Genomic DNA, 15,458 nt, shown 5'->3' with positions numbered 1-15,458 from the left:
TGAAAGGAGCGTGATAGAAATGAAAGTTTATATTTTACCAAATCGCGTCACTTTAGTCGGAAAAGCATGGCAAATTCGCCATAAGCTAAAACAATATGGCAAAGAGTATACAACTGTACAAGAGTGGATTACAGCAACTAAAAAGTAAACGTTTGTCAACCTCTTTTCCCTTGCGTACAATAAGAATAAGGAGAAGGAGGTTGACTTATGAAAAAACGTCAATTAGGAAACTCAGATTTATATGTGACAGAAATGGGACTTGGCTGTATGTCTCTCGGTACATCTGAAACAGAAGCCCTGCGTATTATCGATGAAGCAATCAATTTAGGAATCAATTTTTTTGATACAGCGGATTTATATGATTATGGATTAAACGAAGAATTTGTTGGAAAAGCCTTAAAAGGAAAACGAGACCAAATTGTCCTTACAACGAAGGTTGGAAATCGATGGACAGAAGAAAAAAATGGCTGGTCTTGGGATCCTTCTAAAAATTACATAAAGGCTGAAGTGAAAGAAAGTTTACGTAGACTTCAAACTGATTATATTGATCTTTATCAACTTCACGGCGGAACGATTGAAGATCCTATAGATGAAGTAATTGAAGCCTTTGAAGAATTAAAAAAAGAAGGTATCATTCGCCATTACGGTATTTCTTCTATACGTCCAAATGTCATCCGTGAGTATGCAAAGCGTTCAAATATCGTTAGTGTTCTAATGGAATATAGCCTTTTGAATCGTCGCCCTGAAGAATGGTTCCAGCTTCTTAATGAACATCAAATTAGCGTCATTGCTCGCGGACCACTTGCAAAAGGAATTTTAACTGACAATAATGCAAGAAAGATAGAAAGAGTAAAAGAAAAAGATTACCTTTCTTATTCTTACGATGAATTATATGCGACGCTTACGAATGTAAAAGAAATAATTGGAGAAAACGCCTTAACTGGAACAGCTATTCAATATTGCTTACATAACGAAACTGTTGCAGCTGTTATACCTGGTGCAAGCTCTATTCAACAATTACAAGAAAATGTACAGTCTAGTAAACAAACACAGTTAACAACAGCAGAATATACACAGCTTCAGCAAATTGTGAAATGTGATACGTACGCATTACACCGTTAAAAAGACGCTACCATACTGGTAGCGTCTTTTTATAACGTATCATATTTATCAGGATTCGTTCCTACATGTAAATTACGATTTAACGTATTAATTTGAGTCATCTCTTCTTCCGTTAGTGAAAAATCAAAGATAGAAAAATTCTCCTGAATGCGAGATGGTGTAACAGATTTAGGAATCGTCACAACCCCGCTTTGAATATCCCATCTTAATATAACTTGCGCAGGTGTTTTTTCATATTTAGTAGCAATAGCCTGAATAATTGGGTGCTGAAATACTTCTCCGCCTCTCATTAACGGACTCCATGCTTCCATTTGAATTTGCTCACCTTGACAGAAATTACGCAATTCAAATTGTGTTAACATTGGATGAAGTTCCACTTGGTTTACCATCGGCTTTACTTTGCAATTTGGTAATAGCAGTTCTAAATGATGTTTATGGAAATTAGAAACACCAATCGCGCGCACTTTACCTTCTTCATACAGCTTTTCTAACGCTCGGTACGTATCAACATACTTCCCTCTTATTGGCCAATGTATTAAATATAAATCTACATAGTCCATTTGTAATTTTTTTAAGCTTTTCTCAAAAGCCTCAAGTGTTTCCTCGTACCCTTGATCATCGTTCCAAACTTTTGTTGTAATAAAGATCTCTTCTCTCGGAATCCCTGATTCACGAACCGCTTCTCCGACACCGCTTTCATTTTCATATACAGTTGCTGTATCAATCGAACGGTATCCAACTTCTAACGCTGTTTTTACTGCTTGTTTTACTTCGTCGCCTTCTTTCGCTTTATAAACGCCTAAACCAATCATCGGCATTTTTACGCCATTATGAAGTGTAGTTGTTGGAATGTGCACAGTCGTCTCCCTTTCATTATTACATTTTTTTATAAGCCACCACTTTATTTGAACAAGATTCAACAAAAAAGTCAAAACATATGTACAGTTTACATAATAAACTTATATACTTTCTAAAATAATGCGAACTCATTCATTCACATTATTTTCTATCCATTTCTTCGCTTTTTCATCAACATTACGTACAAACTCAGTTTTCCCTTCCGAATATAACGCACCATCATATGTATACTTTTCAGCTAATTCTTTCTTTAAAGTTGCATATGCCTCAGCTTCTTCACAATGAGCCATCATATAATCACGAAATGCTAAATGCCTTACTATCTCAGGGTTTCCTTTTTCAAACACGTGTAAGTGATACGAGCGTTTTTCCTCCGTTCCATGAATAAAATAACGGCGTCTTGAAATACCATTCTCCCCTTTTACGATATAGCCAAGCTCTTCAAAACGTTCATTCCACCTATCTACTCTGTCGATACTCTCTACTTCCATAATCATATCTATAATTGGTTTCGCTGCCAGTCCTGGCACCGACGTACTTCCAATATGATGGACCTTCACCTTTTCTGGCATCGCCGCTTTTAATCTTTCAGCCTCCATTTGAAATTTTTCACCCCAATGATTTTCATGCGGAACAACTACAATTTTTCTCATTCTAACTCCCCTTTTCTTACAAGCTCGTCAAAAAAATGATCAGCGTTATTCACTGATCATTTTCGTTATTATTTAAAGTCTTTCCAAGTAAGGTTACTTTCACTTAACAGTTCTTCAAATGATTTATTCTTTTCACGTTCTTTTTGTTCTTGGCGCTTTCTTTCCTGTTCAGCTGCCTCTTTTTTCTCTTCTCTTACTTGCAACTCTTTCTTCTTATTCTTTAATTGCTGCATGAGTGAATCATTTAATTGATCACCTAATGTAAGCGACTCTTTCTTTTGTTGATTCACTTGCGATTGTCTTTGCATTTGTCTTTGTTTCTTTTTCTTCATACTACTCACCTTTTACTTTTTTCTCCATTATAGTAGATACACAATGAACTCGACAATAAAAAAGGGTCTTTACTCTATTATTCATCTTTTGTAAATATGTTAATTTTTCGAAAAAACCAAATTTTTGTATAGATATAATCCTATGAATCTATTAAAATTATGTCGTATGATGTCAGATTATAAAAAAGGAGAATTATATTATGTGGAAAAAAATTATTCCTGCTGTTGCCGTTTTAAGCACCATTACTTTTTCAACCGTATTTGCCGCTCCCCCATCCCAGGCTCCAGCTGAACAAAACCGCTACATAGACGTACAAATACTTGGTATTAATGATTTCCATGGACAACTAGATACTGTTAAAAAAATTAATAACAAAGAAGCTGGTGGCGCTGATTACTTAGCTACTTATTTAAAAGAACGTAAAAAACAAAACCCGAATACACTTCTCGTACACGCTGGTGATATTGTCGGAGCTAGTCCACCAGTTTCAGCATTATTACAAGATGAACCAACGATTGAATTTTTAAATGATTTAAAATTTGATGTTGGTACAATCGGAAACCACGAATTTGATGAAGGTATCGATGAAATGAAACGTCTCATTTACGGTGGCTATCACGAAAAAACAGGAAATTTCAAAGGTGCTAATTTCCCTTATGTCGCTGCAAACTTCTATAATAAATCCACTGGCCGCTTATTTTTACCGCCATTTACTGTAAAAATGGTAAATGGTGTGCCTGTAGGATTCATTGGCGTAGTTACAACTGATACACCAAATGTGGTGATGCCTACTATGCTTAAAAATGTAGAAATCACTGACGAAGTAGAAGCAATTAATAAATCAACGCAGCAATTAAAGCGTCTTGGCGTTAAATCCATTGTCGTCCTTGCTCATGTCGGCGGAACAACAGATGAGTCTGGTGTGACAAATGGAGACCTTACTCGAATTGCAAATGAAACAGATCCGGAAGTTGATGTTATTTTTGGTGGGCATAGTCACACGTATGTAAATGGTACTGTAAATAATAAACTAATCGTCCAAGCAAACTCTTACGGAATGGCTTTCTCAGATGTAGATGTAACAATTGATCGTAAAACAAAAGATATTGTAAAGAAAAAAGCTGAAGTTGTTACAACATACCATGAAGGTGTAGAACCTGATAAACAAGTAAAGAAAAAATTAGATCAATATAAAGAAAAAATTGCACCACTTGTAAATGAAGTTGTCGGAAAATCTACAGCACCTATCGACCGTAAACAAAATGATGCTGGTGAGTCCACTCTTGGAAATTTAGTTGCCGATGCCCAGCGGCAAACGATGCAAACTCAAATCGCACTTATGAATCCAGGTGGCATTCGTAATGACTTAGATGCTGGCGATATTACATGGGGCGAATTATATGGCATTCAGCCTTTTGGAAACCAATTAATTAAAGTAGATTTAACAGGCCAAGATATTCGTGACATTTTAAATCAACAATGGCAAAAAGGTACGACGAGAATGCTTCAAATTTCAGGTATTCAATATACGTGGGATGCAAATAAACCAAACGGTGAAAAAGTTACAAATATACGTTTAACAAACGGTGAAGAATTATCTCCATCTAAAACGTATAGCGTAGTGGCAAATGCCTTTTTAGCTTCTGGCGGTGATGGATTTGTATCATTTAAAAATGGTAAAAATGCAGAAACTGGTCCAAACGACTTTGAAGCGCTAGTCGATTACGTAAAACAATTAAAAGAACCTATTCAGCCAATTATCGATGGTAGAATTCAAAAAATAAATTAAGTACACTCATAATAAACAACCTTAATTTTTCATCGTAAAAGATACACATGGACCTTTTATTTTATCCGTCATATATGTGAAACCTAAAAAGGATACTCGTTCTGACAATGAACATAGTATCCTTTTCTTTAGTTATCAATATGTGATGTGTTATTAAAATCATATTGTTGTAAAAATTGTTGTAACGCCTCTTCTACAAGTTTAGATTTTTGAATTCCTTTCGATTCTGATATAACGTCTAGTTTTGCTAATATTTCTTTATTAATAGAAAAGGTACGTTTCTTTTTTTCTGTACTTATATTCATCATGGGCGCAATTACTTCTTCTTTCTTTCTTAATAACTCATAAATACTTTGTAATTGTTCATAAATTAATAGTTGATAATCCGTTTTCGCATATTGAAGGGCTGTCGCTTCTTGGAGTTGTAAGTGACGCGGTTCTTCTCCATCTCCTACAAAAATACGCTTTTTCTGTTCTCCATCATATTCGTATCCAATCAATCTTAATTTCTTCGATAATGTATACGGGCTTATTTCAAGACGTTTTGCTATAATAGCGATGGATTCACGCCTATTTAAACAATCGATAATTTCTCCAATCGTCACAATTTCCCTCCTCCCGTGTTGAAATGACACTAGTATGGTATGTTACAATGATTTTCTAACAGTATATGCAAAACGAATAGCCTGTGCGATTCATACGATTTTAGAAAAGGAGGTTTTCAATATGCTTTTTCGTAGCAATACCCCGCAGTTCTATAATAAAAATAAAAAACTCATGCCTAATAGTATCGCTACGATGGAAAGCGTTATGATTAACAACCGAAAACAAACTCTCCTTATGCGCGGGCAAAACGTAGAGCAGCCTATTTTATTATGCTGTCACGGTGGACCAGGCATGGCACAAATCGGATTTATTCGTCATTTTCAAAAAGAATTGGAGAAACACTTCATCGTAATTAATTGGGATCAGCGCGGGGCAGGTAAATCCTTTTCAATGAAAGATTTCGGAGCAAATTTTACAATCGAACAATTCATTTCCGATGCAAAAGAAGTGATTCAATATGTACTTAAAAAGTTCAATAAACAGAAACTATTTCTCGCTGGTCATTCTTGGGGAAGTATTATCGGGCTTAACATAGCACACCATTATCCACAATATATCGAGGCTTATATCGGTATTGGGCAAATTGTACATATGAAACAAAACGAAGAATTACTATATCAGCATTTAATTCGTTCTGCAAAAAAACATAATCATAAAAAAGCATTAGCGTCCCTTTTAAAATTAGGAAAACCGCCATTTTTAGATACGAGACGCCTTATTATTCAAAGAAAATGGCTTGGCACATTCGGAGGAGCAATCCAAAACGGATCTTCCTTTTCGTTCATACGAAAAGGCTTCTTTTCCCCTGAATATACGCTATTAGATTGGTTCAAGTTTCTCGCAGGGAATTTAAAATCTGGCGTTTTATGGGAAGAAATGTTGACAATCGATTTCTTTTCTTCTATTACGAGTTTATCTATTCCAGTTTATTTTTGTTCTGGTCGCTATGATTATCAAACTCCTTATGCACTCGTTCAGGAATATTGTGATGTAATAGAAGCACCGATAAAAAAGATGATTTGGTTCCCAAATTCAGCACATTCTCCCGATTTAGAAGAGCCAGAATTATTCGCTCGTTCTTTACAATCCATTAAACAAGAGCTAGCTTTTCACCATTAGTAACAAAAGGCTCTTTTACATTTCATAAAAAACAATTTATAATAATATGTCGCAACTATGTATAAATATAGCAAGGTGCTTCATATTTACTTACCTTAACACAATAAAATTTTGGGGAGATTACATTTATTATGAATGCTGTACTCGTTGCAGTAGCAGTTATGCTATTGCTTAGTTTATTACGTGTCCAGGTCATTGTCGCCATCATTGTTGGAGCTTTAACAGGCGGAATTATCGGCGGACTCGGTATTTCAGAAACGATTAACACTTTTACAACTGGTCTTGGAAACAGTGCTCCAATCGCTTTAAGTTATGCAATGCTTGGCGGTTTCGCTATTTCTCTTTCCAAAACAGGACTTCCAGATGCCATGATTCAAACGGCATTAAAATGGATTGGCAATGAACAAGACACGAAAAAACAAGTTTATTCTAAAATACTTATTCTATTCATCATTTTAACGATGGCTTGTTTCTCACAAAATGTGATTCCTGTTCATATCGCTTTCATCCCCATCTTAATTCCAGCACTTTTAAAAGTATTAAATGAGCTGAAAGTGGATCGCAGACTTGTTACATGTATTATTACATTCGGATTGATTACTCCTTATATGTGGATTCCAGCAGGGTTCGGAAAAATTTATCATGACGTATTGCAAACAAATGCTGCGCAAAGCGGTCTTACATTTGATGTCGCGCTTATTCCAAAAGCAATGACGATTCCAGCAATCGGTATGATTATCGGATTATGTGTAGCGGTGTTCATTACGTACCGAAAACCTCGTACGTATGAAACAGAACAAATTCATACTACCGCAAATGAAATCGTTCCCTATACAAAACGTAGCATTACTTTCGGATTATTATCTATCATAGCTACATTAACTGTTCAATTAGCAACAGAATCAATGATTTTCGGTGCTTTAGCTGGGATTATCGTCTTATCAGTAAGTGGTAGTCTACCTCTTAAAGAAGCAGATGCGATATTAACAAGCGGAATGCGCATGATGTCCTTTATTGGTTTTGTTATGATTGCGGCCGCTGGATTCGGAGCTGTGCTTCGAAAAACAGGACATGTTGAATCTCTTGTGCAAACGAGTGCACATATAATTGGAAACAACAAACCACTCGCTGCATTTCTTATGCTTGTAATTGGACTTCTCGTTACGATGGGAATTGGTTCATCCTTTTCAACCATCCCTATTTTAACAACAATTTTTGTACCCCTTTGCATGCAGCTTGGATTTAGTCCAATGGCCACCATTGCCATTATCGGTACAGCCGGAGCGCTAGGAGATGCAGGATCTCCAGCATCAGATAGTACACTTGGACCAACATCTGGTTTAAACGCTGATGGTCAACACCATCATATATGGGATACATGTGTACCAACTTTTCTGCATTATAATATACCGTTACTTATATTCGGATTTATTGCCGCAATTACATTATAAAAGGTGCGTTTTATACGCACCTTTTACTTTTTTATTTTTCTCTTTAATTGTTGCAACGCTATTTTCCCATTTTCTTCGCTACAACTTTCCATTTGCATAAATGACGGACCTGCCCATTCACTGTCTATACTCCCGTTTATTCCAATAATTTTCACTTTATCCGGTATACGGATATTTAATTTTTTTGCTGCTCGAATTAACTCAAAAGTAATCTTATCACTTGAAGTTACAATTCCATCTACATACGGATTGTTTTGCAATAACGTAACAAACTGTTTATTCGTATACCCTTGTACACATTCTTCTCGATAAGAGATTCCTTCCTCCCAAACAGTATCTAAAAATCCTGATATGTACTCTTCCATTTCTTCACTATCTTCGCCCTCACCGAAATAAGCAAGAAAGTGACAACCTTTTTCTTTTAATAAAGAGACCGCTCTTTGGCCACTTTCATAATAATTTGCATGGGATTTTTTTTCATCAATCACAACAAACGGAAGTGGGATTTCTCCTATACTTTTAAAAACGGATCTTGTCAAAATAACACCTGCAACGTTATTTCCCTTCAACATATGTATGTATTTATCTTTATTCTCTATATTACAAACAATAATTTGATATCCTTCTTTATACGCTATTTCCTCAATACAATGTAGCAAAGTGATGTTTGATGGGTCATATAGATTATCTACAAGTAATGCAATTATCGTTGAATTTTCTTTAAATAGTGGCTTTGCTGCACTATTTGGCCTATAACGTAATTCCTCAATTGCTTCCTTTACTTGTTTTACTGTGTCCTCATGAACGTATCCTTTTTCATTTATAACTCGTGAAACGGTTGCGACTGAAACACCTGCCAATTTTGCAACATCACGTATAGTTGCCACATCGTCACCCCTTAATATGGTAATAGATTACAATTTTACGGTAACCTAAATTACAATATTCGTCAAGGTTAATAACTTATATTTCTGAAAATTGTTACATCATTACACTAAACTATATTCTAATTGAATTTCATGTAAAATCGGGATATTATCATACCCAATGCGAGGAATTTCTTTCTTTATTTTTCGTGCCTCTTCAACTGCATTTACATATAAATTCGTCATTAAAAAATTACGTTTTTGGTAAAAACGTAACGCATTCATATTATCATTTGTTGTTATAAGCCAAACCTGCCTGCACTGTTCTTCTTCTGCAACTCGTAATACACAATCCACAAGTTTTGTCCCTATTCCTTTTCTTTCTTCAAAGCTATCTAACGATACAATTTCGCACATATTTCCAATCAATTCATACGTTATAATTCCGATTATTCTGTCTTCTGAGAGCGCAACAAATCCTGGCAACTCTTCTAATTGATGCTCCTTACCACGTGAAACCATCAATGAACTCCCCCAGTTCTCACACATGAACATTCGGATTGTTTCTTTCATCGCTGGCGTAATTTTTTGTATATGCACCATTTCCTATTTCTCCCCTTTTCTATCCTTGTGATACAATATAAGTGTATCACATGTAACGGTATTTGGAGGATGAGGTAAAGTATGAAACGTTTTTTTGCAGCATTGTTTACTATACTAGGTGCGATAACTGCCCTTGGGATTTTCTTTACAAATAAGGTGATGTACTTAAAGAAAAAAACAGAGGAAGAAATACTCGAAAGAGAAACGAAAAAACATTTTCGTATAGAGGATTTTGATGCTCTTCATAAAGAAGAAATTCATATTCCTTCGCAATTCGGATATGATCTTCACGGATATTACATTCCTGCTGGTCATTCCAATAAGTTTATGATTTTCTGTCACGGCGTAACTGTAAATAAAATGAACTCTGTAAAATATGCAAGGTTATTTTTAAACAGAGGATATAATGTCGTTATTTATGATCATCGTCGTCATGGTAAAACTGGCGGAAAAACAACAAGCTATGGATACTATGAAAAACATGATTTAAAATCTGTAGTTGACTGGCTAAAAGGTCGTTTTGGAACAAATATAACACTCGGTATTCATGGTGAATCGATGGGCGCTGCAACACTTCTTCAGTACGCAGGACTTGTAGAAGATGGTGCTGACTTCTATATTGCAGATTGTCCTTTCTCTGATTTCTACGGACAATTACAGCACCGTTTAAAGGTTGAATTCCATTTACCGAAATGGCCTTTATTACCTTTAGCAAATGCTTTCTTAAAAGTGCGTGACGGTTATACGATTCGTGAAGTTTCACCAATCGATTGTATAAAAAACATCAACAATCCCGTCCTCTTTATTCATAGTAAAGATGATGATTATATTTTAGCTGATATGACGAAAGCACTCTATGAAGCAAAAGAAAACAATAAACAACTTTATATTGCAGAACACGGCGCACACGCTTGCTCTTATAACGAAAATAAAGAAGAGTATGAAGCAGCCATTGATCAATTTTTAAACTCATATGTAAAAGAAACAAAAAACAGGCTTGCATAAGCCTGTTTTTTTATTGCGCTAAAACGTCTGTAACTTGTTCCATATTTTCAGAAATCCACTTTATTGCATCATCTAACGTTGGAAATTCTGTCGTTTGAAATGTTACCTCATCTTGCAGTAACCAAACATCCTTTGACTCTTGTCCTACACCAGCAATGGACCAGTGCAACAAACTATATGGATGATTATCATTCAAAAATGATGCCCACGTGCGCTCATTTGCAATATTTCGTAATGTACGTAATTGTTTATCCATCTTTCGTCACCTTACTCTAGTCAGTTATAAAAAACATTATAACACTCTCTTCTCTTCCAAAGAAAGTGCTCTTTTCATATTGTCAAGTACTTCTCTTGATTATATGATGAAATTAAGCGTTTGGGAAGGAGGGATAGCGTTGGCTAAAGTACAAATTAAAGTAAATGATAATGGCTCTTTTCGCGTTACAGGGGACGTGGAATTAGTTGATTCACAAGGGAATGTATTCCCAGCAAAACCGGCATTTTCTTTATGCCGTTGTGGTTTATCAAAAAATATGCCTTATTGCGATGCTTCGCATAAAGGAAAATTTGAATCTGTTGTTAGAGCACCAGAGGCAGAATAATTTCACATGTGACATGCACATTTTTTTGTGCATGTTTTTTCTTTTGATCAACTCCATTACATCCCTTCTCCTTACAACATTTCTAATACTTCTGTCCTCATGCCAGCATACATATATTTTCACACAATTCTTCACATTCGAACATTTTTTACTAGCCTTTTTTCTTTTTTGTGCTATAATTTGAGCAAACAGCATCCTTCGGGGTCGGGTGAAATTCCCAACCGGCGGTGATGAAGTGCAAACTTCTAAGTCCGTGACCCGTTTTCAACTCGAAAACGGTGGATCTAGTGAAACTCTAGGGCCGACAGTATAGTCTGGATGGGAGAAGGATATGTTTTCTAGTAATTTTATATAGCGAATACACTTTTATTTCAGTATGCATATTTTTAAGTTTCATTTTGAATCTTTATATATGTTTTATTTTGTATACTTATGTTTCTATACTGGAATAAAAAGATACGACTAGCGTTTGAAAAATTCGATATTTTGCTAGGTTTTTTCCTTATGCCAAAATATCAATCATCGTTAGGTTTCTTTCCTATACTTTCGTATTCGAACTATATTTCTAGAAATCACGTCTCCCAAACCCCAAGGATATAAAATCCTTGGGGTTTTTTGATTTTTTCAGGAGAGGTGAAAAGAATGACAGATCAAGAATATATGAGGATTGCCCTGCAGTTAGCAGAAGGAACATCCGGACAAACAAGTCCAAATCCTATGGTTGGTGCTGTTGTTGTAAAAGATGGAAACATCGTCGGTATGGGAGCTCATTTGCGTGCTGGTGAAGAACACGCAGAAGTCTATGCTCTTCATATGGCTGGCGAAAAAGCAAAAGGAGCTACCGTTTATGTAACACTTGAACCTTGTAGCCATTTTGGAAAAACACCACCTTGCTGTGAATTGCTCATCAAAAAAGGAGTCAAACGGGTTGTAATTGCTACTCTTGATTGTAATCCGCTCGTTTCTGGCAATGGAAAAAGGAAATTAGAAGAAGCTGGCATCGAAGTAACGACTGGTGTTCTTGAAGCAGAAGCAATTTTATTAAATCGCTACTTTTTTCACTACATGAAAACGAAACGTCCATTTGTAACAATAAAAACAGCAATGAGCTTGGATGGAAAAACAGCAACCGTAACCGGTGAAAGTAAGTGGATTACAGGTGAAGAATCACGAGCTGATGTTCACCAATACCGCCATACACATGATGCGATTCTCGTTGGAGTGAATACAGTTATAGCTGATAATCCGCATTTAACAACAAGAATTCCTAACGGGGGACAAAATCCTATACGCGTTATTTTAGATACCCATTTACGAACGCCACCATCTTCTCATGTCATAACAGATGGTTTAGCACCGACATGGATTTTTGTCGGTAATGGTGTAGATAAAAAGAAAATAGCTTCTTATGAATCTGAAAATATAGCTATATTCCAAATGAAAACGAAACAGATTGAAATACAGGATGTTTTACACCTACTCGGCGAAAAACAAATTCTTTCTCTTTTCGTCGAAGGTGGTCAAACAGTTCATGCAAGTTTCTTACAAACAAAGTATTTCAATGAAATTGTAACTTATATAAGTCCAAAATTAATTGGTGGAAAAAATGCCCCTACTTTATTTGGCGGCAATGGTTTTTCAACATTACAAGATGCACTTTCCTTGGAAATTCAAGAGATGAAACAAATTGGCGATGATATAAAAATTGTTGCGCATGCCCGAAGTGAGGTGACGGAATGTTTACAGGAATTGTAGAAGAATTAGGAACGATTGCAAACATGCAACAAAGCGGCGAAGCGATGAAGTTAACGATTCATGCCAATAAAATTTTATCAGATGTTCACTTAGGTGATAGCATCGCGGTGAACGGTATTTGCTTGACTGTAACGAGTTTCACAACAACTTCATTCACAGTAGACGCAATGCCTGAAACGATGCAATCAACATCACTTCGCATGCTTAAACCGCAATGCAAAGTAAATTTAGAGCGTGCAATGGCTGCAAACGGACGATTCGGTGGACATTTCGTTTCAGGACATATCGATGGCATCGGAACGATATTAAACAAAAAACAACACTATAATGCCGTCTATTACAAAATAGCTATTTCTGATGAATTGCTACGCTATTGTTTGCATAAAGGGTCCGTTGCTGTTGATGGAACGAGTTTAACAATATTTGATATAGACGAATCTTCCATTACCATTTCACTCATCCCGCACACAGTAAGTGAATCTGTTATCGGAGAAAAGAATGCCGGTGACATCGTAAATATTGAGTGTGACATGATTGGTAAATATATCGAACGCTTTATTTCTAAACCAGTAAAACGAACAGGTTCAATGACCGAAAGCTTTTTACAAGAAAACGGATTTCTATAAGGGGGAAGCATGATGTTTCATCGTATTGAAGAAGCTCTAGAAGATTTAAAACAAGGAAAAGTCGTGATCGTATGTGATGATGAAAACCGCGAAAATGAAGGCGACTTTATCGCTTTAGCAGAGTATATTACGCCAGAAACAATTAACTTTATGATTACACATGGACGCGGCCTCGTTTGTGTACCAATTACAGAAGGATACGCAGAACGTCTACAATTGGAACCAATGGTAGCTCATAATACAGATTCGCATCATACTGCATTTACAGTGAGCATTGATCATGTTTCTACAACAACTGGGATTAGTGCCCACGAACGTGCAACTACGATACGAGAAATGTTAAATCCTGCATCAAAAGGTGCTGATTTCAATCGTCCTGGACATATCTTTCCATTAATTGCGAAAGAAGGTGGTGTCCTGCGCCGTGCTGGTCACACAGAAGCTGCTGTCGATTTAGCACAGCTTTGCGGAGCAAAACCAGCTGGCGTCATTTGCGAAATTATTAATGAGGACGGTACGATGGCACGCGTACCTGATTTACTACAGTGCGCAAAACAATTTGATATAAAAATGATTACAATAGAAGATTTAATTGCTTATCGTCGCCACCATGAAACATTAGTGACGCGAGAAGTGGAAATTACATTACCTACAGATTTCGGTACTTTCCATGCAATTGGCTATTCTAATTCATTAGATACGAAAGAACATATTGCACTCGTAAAAGGTGATATTTCAACAGGAGAGCCTGTACTTGTACGCGTTCATTCAGAGTGCTTAACAGGAGATGTATTTGGCTCGTGCCGCTGCGATTGCGGACCACAACTCCATGCTGCACTTGCTCAAATTGAGCGTGAAGGAAAGGGCGTTCTTCTTTATATGAGACAAGAAGGACGAGGCATTGGGCTTCTTAATAAGCTTCGCGCTTATAAGTTACAAGAAGAAGGCTTCGATACTGTAGAAGCAAACGAAAAGCTTGGCTTCCCTGCTGATCTGCGTGATTACGGTATTGGCGCTCAAATATTAAAAGATTTAGGTTTACAACATTTACGGTTATTAACGAATAATCCTCGAAAAATTGCTGGCTTACAAGGTTACGATTTAGAAGTAATCGAGCGTGTACCGTTACAAATGCCAGCAAAAGAAGAGAATAAAACGTATTTACAAACGAAAGTAAACAAATTAGGACATTTACTAAACTTATAATTAAGGGAGAGATTTATTATGGTATTCGAAGGTCATTTAGTTGGTACAGGATTAAAAGTTGGAGTTGTTGTTGGACGTTTTAATGAATTTATTACAAGTAAATTACTTGGTGGTGCTTTAGACGGATTAAAGCGTCACGGTGTAGAAGAAGCTGATATCGATGTTGCTTGGGTTCCTGGTGCATTTGAAATTCCTTTAATCGCTAAAAAGATGGCGAATAGCGGGAAATATGATGCTGTTATTACGTTAGGCACTGTCATTCGTGGTGCTACAACACATTACGATTACGTTTGTAATGAAGTAGCAAAAGGTGTTGCATCTTTATCACTACAAACAGACATCCCAGTTATTTTCGGTGTATTAACGACTGAAACAATTGAGCAAGCGATTGAACGCGCAGGCACGAAAGCTGGTAATAAAGGCTATGAATCCGCCGTTGCTGCAATTGAAATGGCTCACTTATCAAAACAATGGGCATAAAAAAATAAAAAAGAGGCTGCGGCCTCTTTTTTATTTCTTCACTTTTTTCCGTACATCTTTTATTAATTCATCCATTGTTTTTCCTTCTGTTTGTATACGAAGCGTTTGTGCTGTTCTCCATACATTCTCTCTTTTCTTCGCTTCTTCTATAATAGTAATTTCTTTTCGTACTTCCTTTAAATCTTTCCCTTCTGTTTTCAATCCAAAATGTTCAGCTTTCGTTCGAAAATGTTGTTCAATTCGTTGTTGCATCTCTTTTTGTTCAGGATTTTCGGCGGCCTTAACTGGATCAGCACTTATCGCTTTTAGTAAAATGAGACAAGTCATAATCGCTAATATATATTTGTGCATGTAAAATCCTCCAACCCAATGTAAATTACATAT

19 protein-coding genes and 1 riboswitch are annotated in these 15,458 nt (G+C 36.2%); of the genes, 11 read left to right on the top strand and 8 right to left on the bottom strand.

The annotated features are described in order from the left end of the window. Positions 1-19 precede the first annotated feature (19 nt). Positions 20-148, top strand: a complete 129-nt coding sequence (mciZ, locus tag LMD38_RS06595) for a Z-ring formation inhibitor MciZ (protein WP_000870299.1) — start codon at positions 20-22, stop codon at positions 146-148. Between the two features lie 59 nt (positions 149-207). Continuing rightward, positions 208-1,122, top strand: coding sequence for an aldo/keto reductase (locus LMD38_RS06590; RefSeq protein ID WP_016718426.1), 915 nt, complete (start codon positions 208-210; stop codon positions 1,120-1,122). A gap of 29 nt (positions 1,123-1,151) precedes the next feature. Here LMD38_RS06590 and LMD38_RS06585 read toward each other — a convergent pair whose 3' ends face one another. The 3 genes from LMD38_RS06585 to LMD38_RS06575 all read right to left on the bottom strand — a co-directional run bounded on the left by LMD38_RS06585 (position 1,152) and on the right by LMD38_RS06575 (position 2,965). Beyond that, positions 1,152-1,979 (bottom strand): aldo/keto reductase, encoded by an 828-nt coding sequence (locus LMD38_RS06585; RefSeq protein ID WP_000548011.1) that lies wholly within the window; start codon positions 1,977-1,979, stop codon positions 1,152-1,154. A 129-nt stretch (positions 1,980-2,108) separates the two neighbouring features. Further along, on the bottom strand, positions 2,109-2,633 hold the full coding sequence (locus LMD38_RS06580) for a GrpB family protein (protein WP_001227169.1): 525 nt from the start codon (positions 2,631-2,633) through the stop codon (positions 2,109-2,111). Between the two features lie 68 nt (positions 2,634-2,701). Further along, positions 2,702-2,965 carry a YqkE family protein gene (locus LMD38_RS06575; protein ID WP_000727563.1) on the bottom strand — a complete coding sequence of 88 codons (264 nt, stop codon included), beginning with the start codon at positions 2,963-2,965 and terminating at the stop codon, positions 2,702-2,704. 200 nt (positions 2,966-3,165) lie between these two features. On the opposite strand from LMD38_RS06575, the gene LMD38_RS06570 reads away from it, so the two are divergent. Beyond that, a complete protein-coding gene (locus LMD38_RS06570; protein WP_000265579.1) occupies positions 3,166-4,755 on the top strand; it encodes a bifunctional metallophosphatase/5'-nucleotidase in 1,590 nt (529 codons plus the stop codon). 128 nt (positions 4,756-4,883) lie between these two features. Here the strand turns inward: LMD38_RS06570 and LMD38_RS06565 are convergent, their stop codons facing one another. After that, complete coding sequence (locus LMD38_RS06565) at positions 4,884-5,360, bottom strand: ribbon-helix-helix domain-containing protein (protein WP_000151911.1); 477 nt, start codon at positions 5,358-5,360, stop codon at positions 4,884-4,886. A 121-nt stretch (positions 5,361-5,481) separates the two neighbouring features. Between LMD38_RS06565 and LMD38_RS06560 the strand changes: the two genes are divergently transcribed. Continuing rightward, on the top strand, positions 5,482-6,480 hold the full coding sequence (locus LMD38_RS06560) for an alpha/beta fold hydrolase (RefSeq protein ID WP_000898955.1): 999 nt from the start codon (positions 5,482-5,484) through the stop codon (positions 6,478-6,480). Positions 6,481-6,611: 131 nt separating this feature from the next. Next, on the top strand, positions 6,612-7,931 hold the full coding sequence (locus LMD38_RS06555; RefSeq protein ID WP_000994827.1) for a Na+/H+ antiporter family protein: 1,320 nt from the start codon (positions 6,612-6,614) through the stop codon (positions 7,929-7,931). Between the two features lie 23 nt (positions 7,932-7,954). On the opposite strand, the gene LMD38_RS06550 is transcribed toward LMD38_RS06555, so the two are convergent. Together LMD38_RS06550 and LMD38_RS06545 are read right to left on the bottom strand one after the other, a co-directional pair. Continuing rightward, positions 7,955-8,818, bottom strand: coding sequence for a LacI family DNA-binding transcriptional regulator (locus LMD38_RS06550; protein ID WP_062821978.1), 864 nt, complete (start codon positions 8,816-8,818; stop codon positions 7,955-7,957). Positions 8,819-8,920: 102 nt separating this feature from the next. Beyond that, complete coding sequence (locus LMD38_RS06545) at positions 8,921-9,400, bottom strand: GNAT family N-acetyltransferase (RefSeq protein WP_016718431.1); 480 nt, start codon at positions 9,398-9,400, stop codon at positions 8,921-8,923. 81 nt (positions 9,401-9,481) lie between these two features. Here LMD38_RS06545 and LMD38_RS06540 point away from each other — a divergent pair, with 81 nt between their 5' ends. Further along, positions 9,482-10,405 carry an alpha/beta hydrolase gene (locus tag LMD38_RS06540; RefSeq protein ID WP_062821979.1) on the top strand — a complete coding sequence of 308 codons (924 nt, stop codon included), beginning with the start codon at positions 9,482-9,484 and terminating at the stop codon, positions 10,403-10,405. A gap of 10 nt (positions 10,406-10,415) precedes the next feature. Here LMD38_RS06540 and LMD38_RS06535 read toward each other — a convergent pair whose 3' ends face one another. Beyond that, positions 10,416-10,661: a YqkC family protein gene (locus LMD38_RS06535; RefSeq protein WP_000360809.1), complete on the bottom strand. Its 246-nt coding sequence runs from the start codon at positions 10,659-10,661 to the stop codon at positions 10,416-10,418. Positions 10,662-10,800: 139 nt separating this feature from the next. On the opposite strand from LMD38_RS06535, the gene LMD38_RS06530 reads away from it, so the two are divergent. From LMD38_RS06530 to ribH, 5 genes are all read left to right on the top strand, one after another. After that, on the top strand, positions 10,801-11,007 hold the full coding sequence (locus LMD38_RS06530) for a CDGSH iron-sulfur domain-containing protein (RefSeq protein WP_001151582.1): 207 nt from the start codon (positions 10,801-10,803) through the stop codon (positions 11,005-11,007). A gap of 190 nt (positions 11,008-11,197) precedes the next feature. Then, positions 11,198-11,341, top strand: a riboswitch (FMN riboswitch). A 308-nt stretch (positions 11,342-11,649) separates the two neighbouring features. Then, a complete protein-coding gene (gene ribD / locus LMD38_RS06525; protein ID WP_000131996.1) occupies positions 11,650-12,762 on the top strand; it encodes a bifunctional diaminohydroxyphosphoribosylaminopyrimidine deaminase/5-amino-6-(5-phosphoribosylamino)uracil reductase RibD in 1,113 nt (370 codons plus the stop codon). Further along, positions 12,744-13,388 (top strand): riboflavin synthase subunit alpha, encoded by a 645-nt coding sequence (gene ribE / locus LMD38_RS06520; protein WP_000493918.1) that lies wholly within the window; start codon positions 12,744-12,746, stop codon positions 13,386-13,388. Before ribD ends, ribE begins: the two co-directional genes overlap by 19 nt. 12 nt (positions 13,389-13,400) lie before the next feature. Continuing rightward, positions 13,401-14,594, top strand: coding sequence for a bifunctional 3,4-dihydroxy-2-butanone 4-phosphate synthase/GTP cyclohydrolase II (ribBA, locus tag LMD38_RS06515; protein WP_061183929.1), 1,194 nt, complete (start codon positions 13,401-13,403; stop codon positions 14,592-14,594). 18 nt (positions 14,595-14,612) lie between these two features. Further along, a complete protein-coding gene (ribH, locus tag LMD38_RS06510) occupies positions 14,613-15,074 on the top strand; it encodes a 6,7-dimethyl-8-ribityllumazine synthase (RefSeq protein WP_000230889.1) in 462 nt (153 codons plus the stop codon). A 30-nt stretch (positions 15,075-15,104) separates the two neighbouring features. On the opposite strand, the gene LMD38_RS06505 is transcribed toward ribH, so the two are convergent. Beyond that, positions 15,105-15,425 carry a hypothetical protein gene (locus LMD38_RS06505; RefSeq protein ID WP_000549778.1) on the bottom strand — a complete coding sequence of 107 codons (321 nt, stop codon included), beginning with the start codon at positions 15,423-15,425 and terminating at the stop codon, positions 15,105-15,107. Positions 15,426-15,458: the final 33 nt, after the last annotated feature.

The organism is Bacillus pacificus, from assembly GCF_020861345.1.
GTDB lineage: Bacteria > Bacillota > Bacilli > Bacillales > Bacillaceae_G > Bacillus_A > Bacillus_A pacificus.
The sequence above is the reverse complement of the archived record's forward strand: the minus strand, read 5'-3'. Positions and strand labels throughout refer to the sequence as shown.

What these genes read in the sequence shown, in the direction of transcription:
- mciZ (WP_000870299.1), top strand. Translation starts at nt 20, where the DNA reads ATGAAAGTTTATATTTTACCAAATCGCGTCACTTTAGTCGGAAAAGCA.
- LMD38_RS06590 (WP_016718426.1), top strand. Translation starts at nt 208, where the DNA reads ATGAAAAAACGTCAATTAGGAAACTCAGATTTATATGTGACAGAAATG.
- LMD38_RS06580 (WP_001227169.1), bottom strand. Translation starts at nt 2,633, where the DNA reads ATGAGAAAAATTGTAGTTGTTCCGCATGAAAATCATTGGGGTGAAAAA.
- LMD38_RS06575 (WP_000727563.1), bottom strand. Translation starts at nt 2,965, where the DNA reads ATGAAGAAAAAGAAACAAAGACAAATGCAAAGACAATCGCAAGTGAAT.
- LMD38_RS06570 (WP_000265579.1), top strand. Translation starts at nt 3,166, where the DNA reads ATGTGGAAAAAAATTATTCCTGCTGTTGCCGTTTTAAGCACCATTACT.
- LMD38_RS06560 (WP_000898955.1), top strand. Translation starts at nt 5,482, where the DNA reads ATGCTTTTTCGTAGCAATACCCCGCAGTTCTATAATAAAAATAAAAAA.
- LMD38_RS06555 (WP_000994827.1), top strand. Translation starts at nt 6,612, where the DNA reads ATGAATGCTGTACTCGTTGCAGTAGCAGTTATGCTATTGCTTAGTTTA.
- LMD38_RS06545 (WP_016718431.1), bottom strand. Translation starts at nt 9,400, where the DNA reads ATGGTGCATATACAAAAAATTACGCCAGCGATGAAAGAAACAATCCGA.
- LMD38_RS06540 (WP_062821979.1), top strand. Translation starts at nt 9,482, where the DNA reads ATGAAACGTTTTTTTGCAGCATTGTTTACTATACTAGGTGCGATAACT.
- LMD38_RS06535 (WP_000360809.1), bottom strand. Translation starts at nt 10,661, where the DNA reads ATGGATAAACAATTACGTACATTACGAAATATTGCAAATGAGCGCACG.
- ribD (WP_000131996.1), top strand. Translation starts at nt 11,650, where the DNA reads ATGACAGATCAAGAATATATGAGGATTGCCCTGCAGTTAGCAGAAGGA.
- ribE (WP_000493918.1), top strand. Translation starts at nt 12,744, where the DNA reads ATGTTTACAGGAATTGTAGAAGAATTAGGAACGATTGCAAACATGCAA.
- ribBA (WP_061183929.1), top strand. Translation starts at nt 13,401, where the DNA reads ATGTTTCATCGTATTGAAGAAGCTCTAGAAGATTTAAAACAAGGAAAA.
- ribH (WP_000230889.1), top strand. Translation starts at nt 14,613, where the DNA reads ATGGTATTCGAAGGTCATTTAGTTGGTACAGGATTAAAAGTTGGAGTT.
- LMD38_RS06505 (WP_000549778.1), bottom strand. Translation starts at nt 15,425, where the DNA reads ATGCACAAATATATATTAGCGATTATGACTTGTCTCATTTTACTAAAA.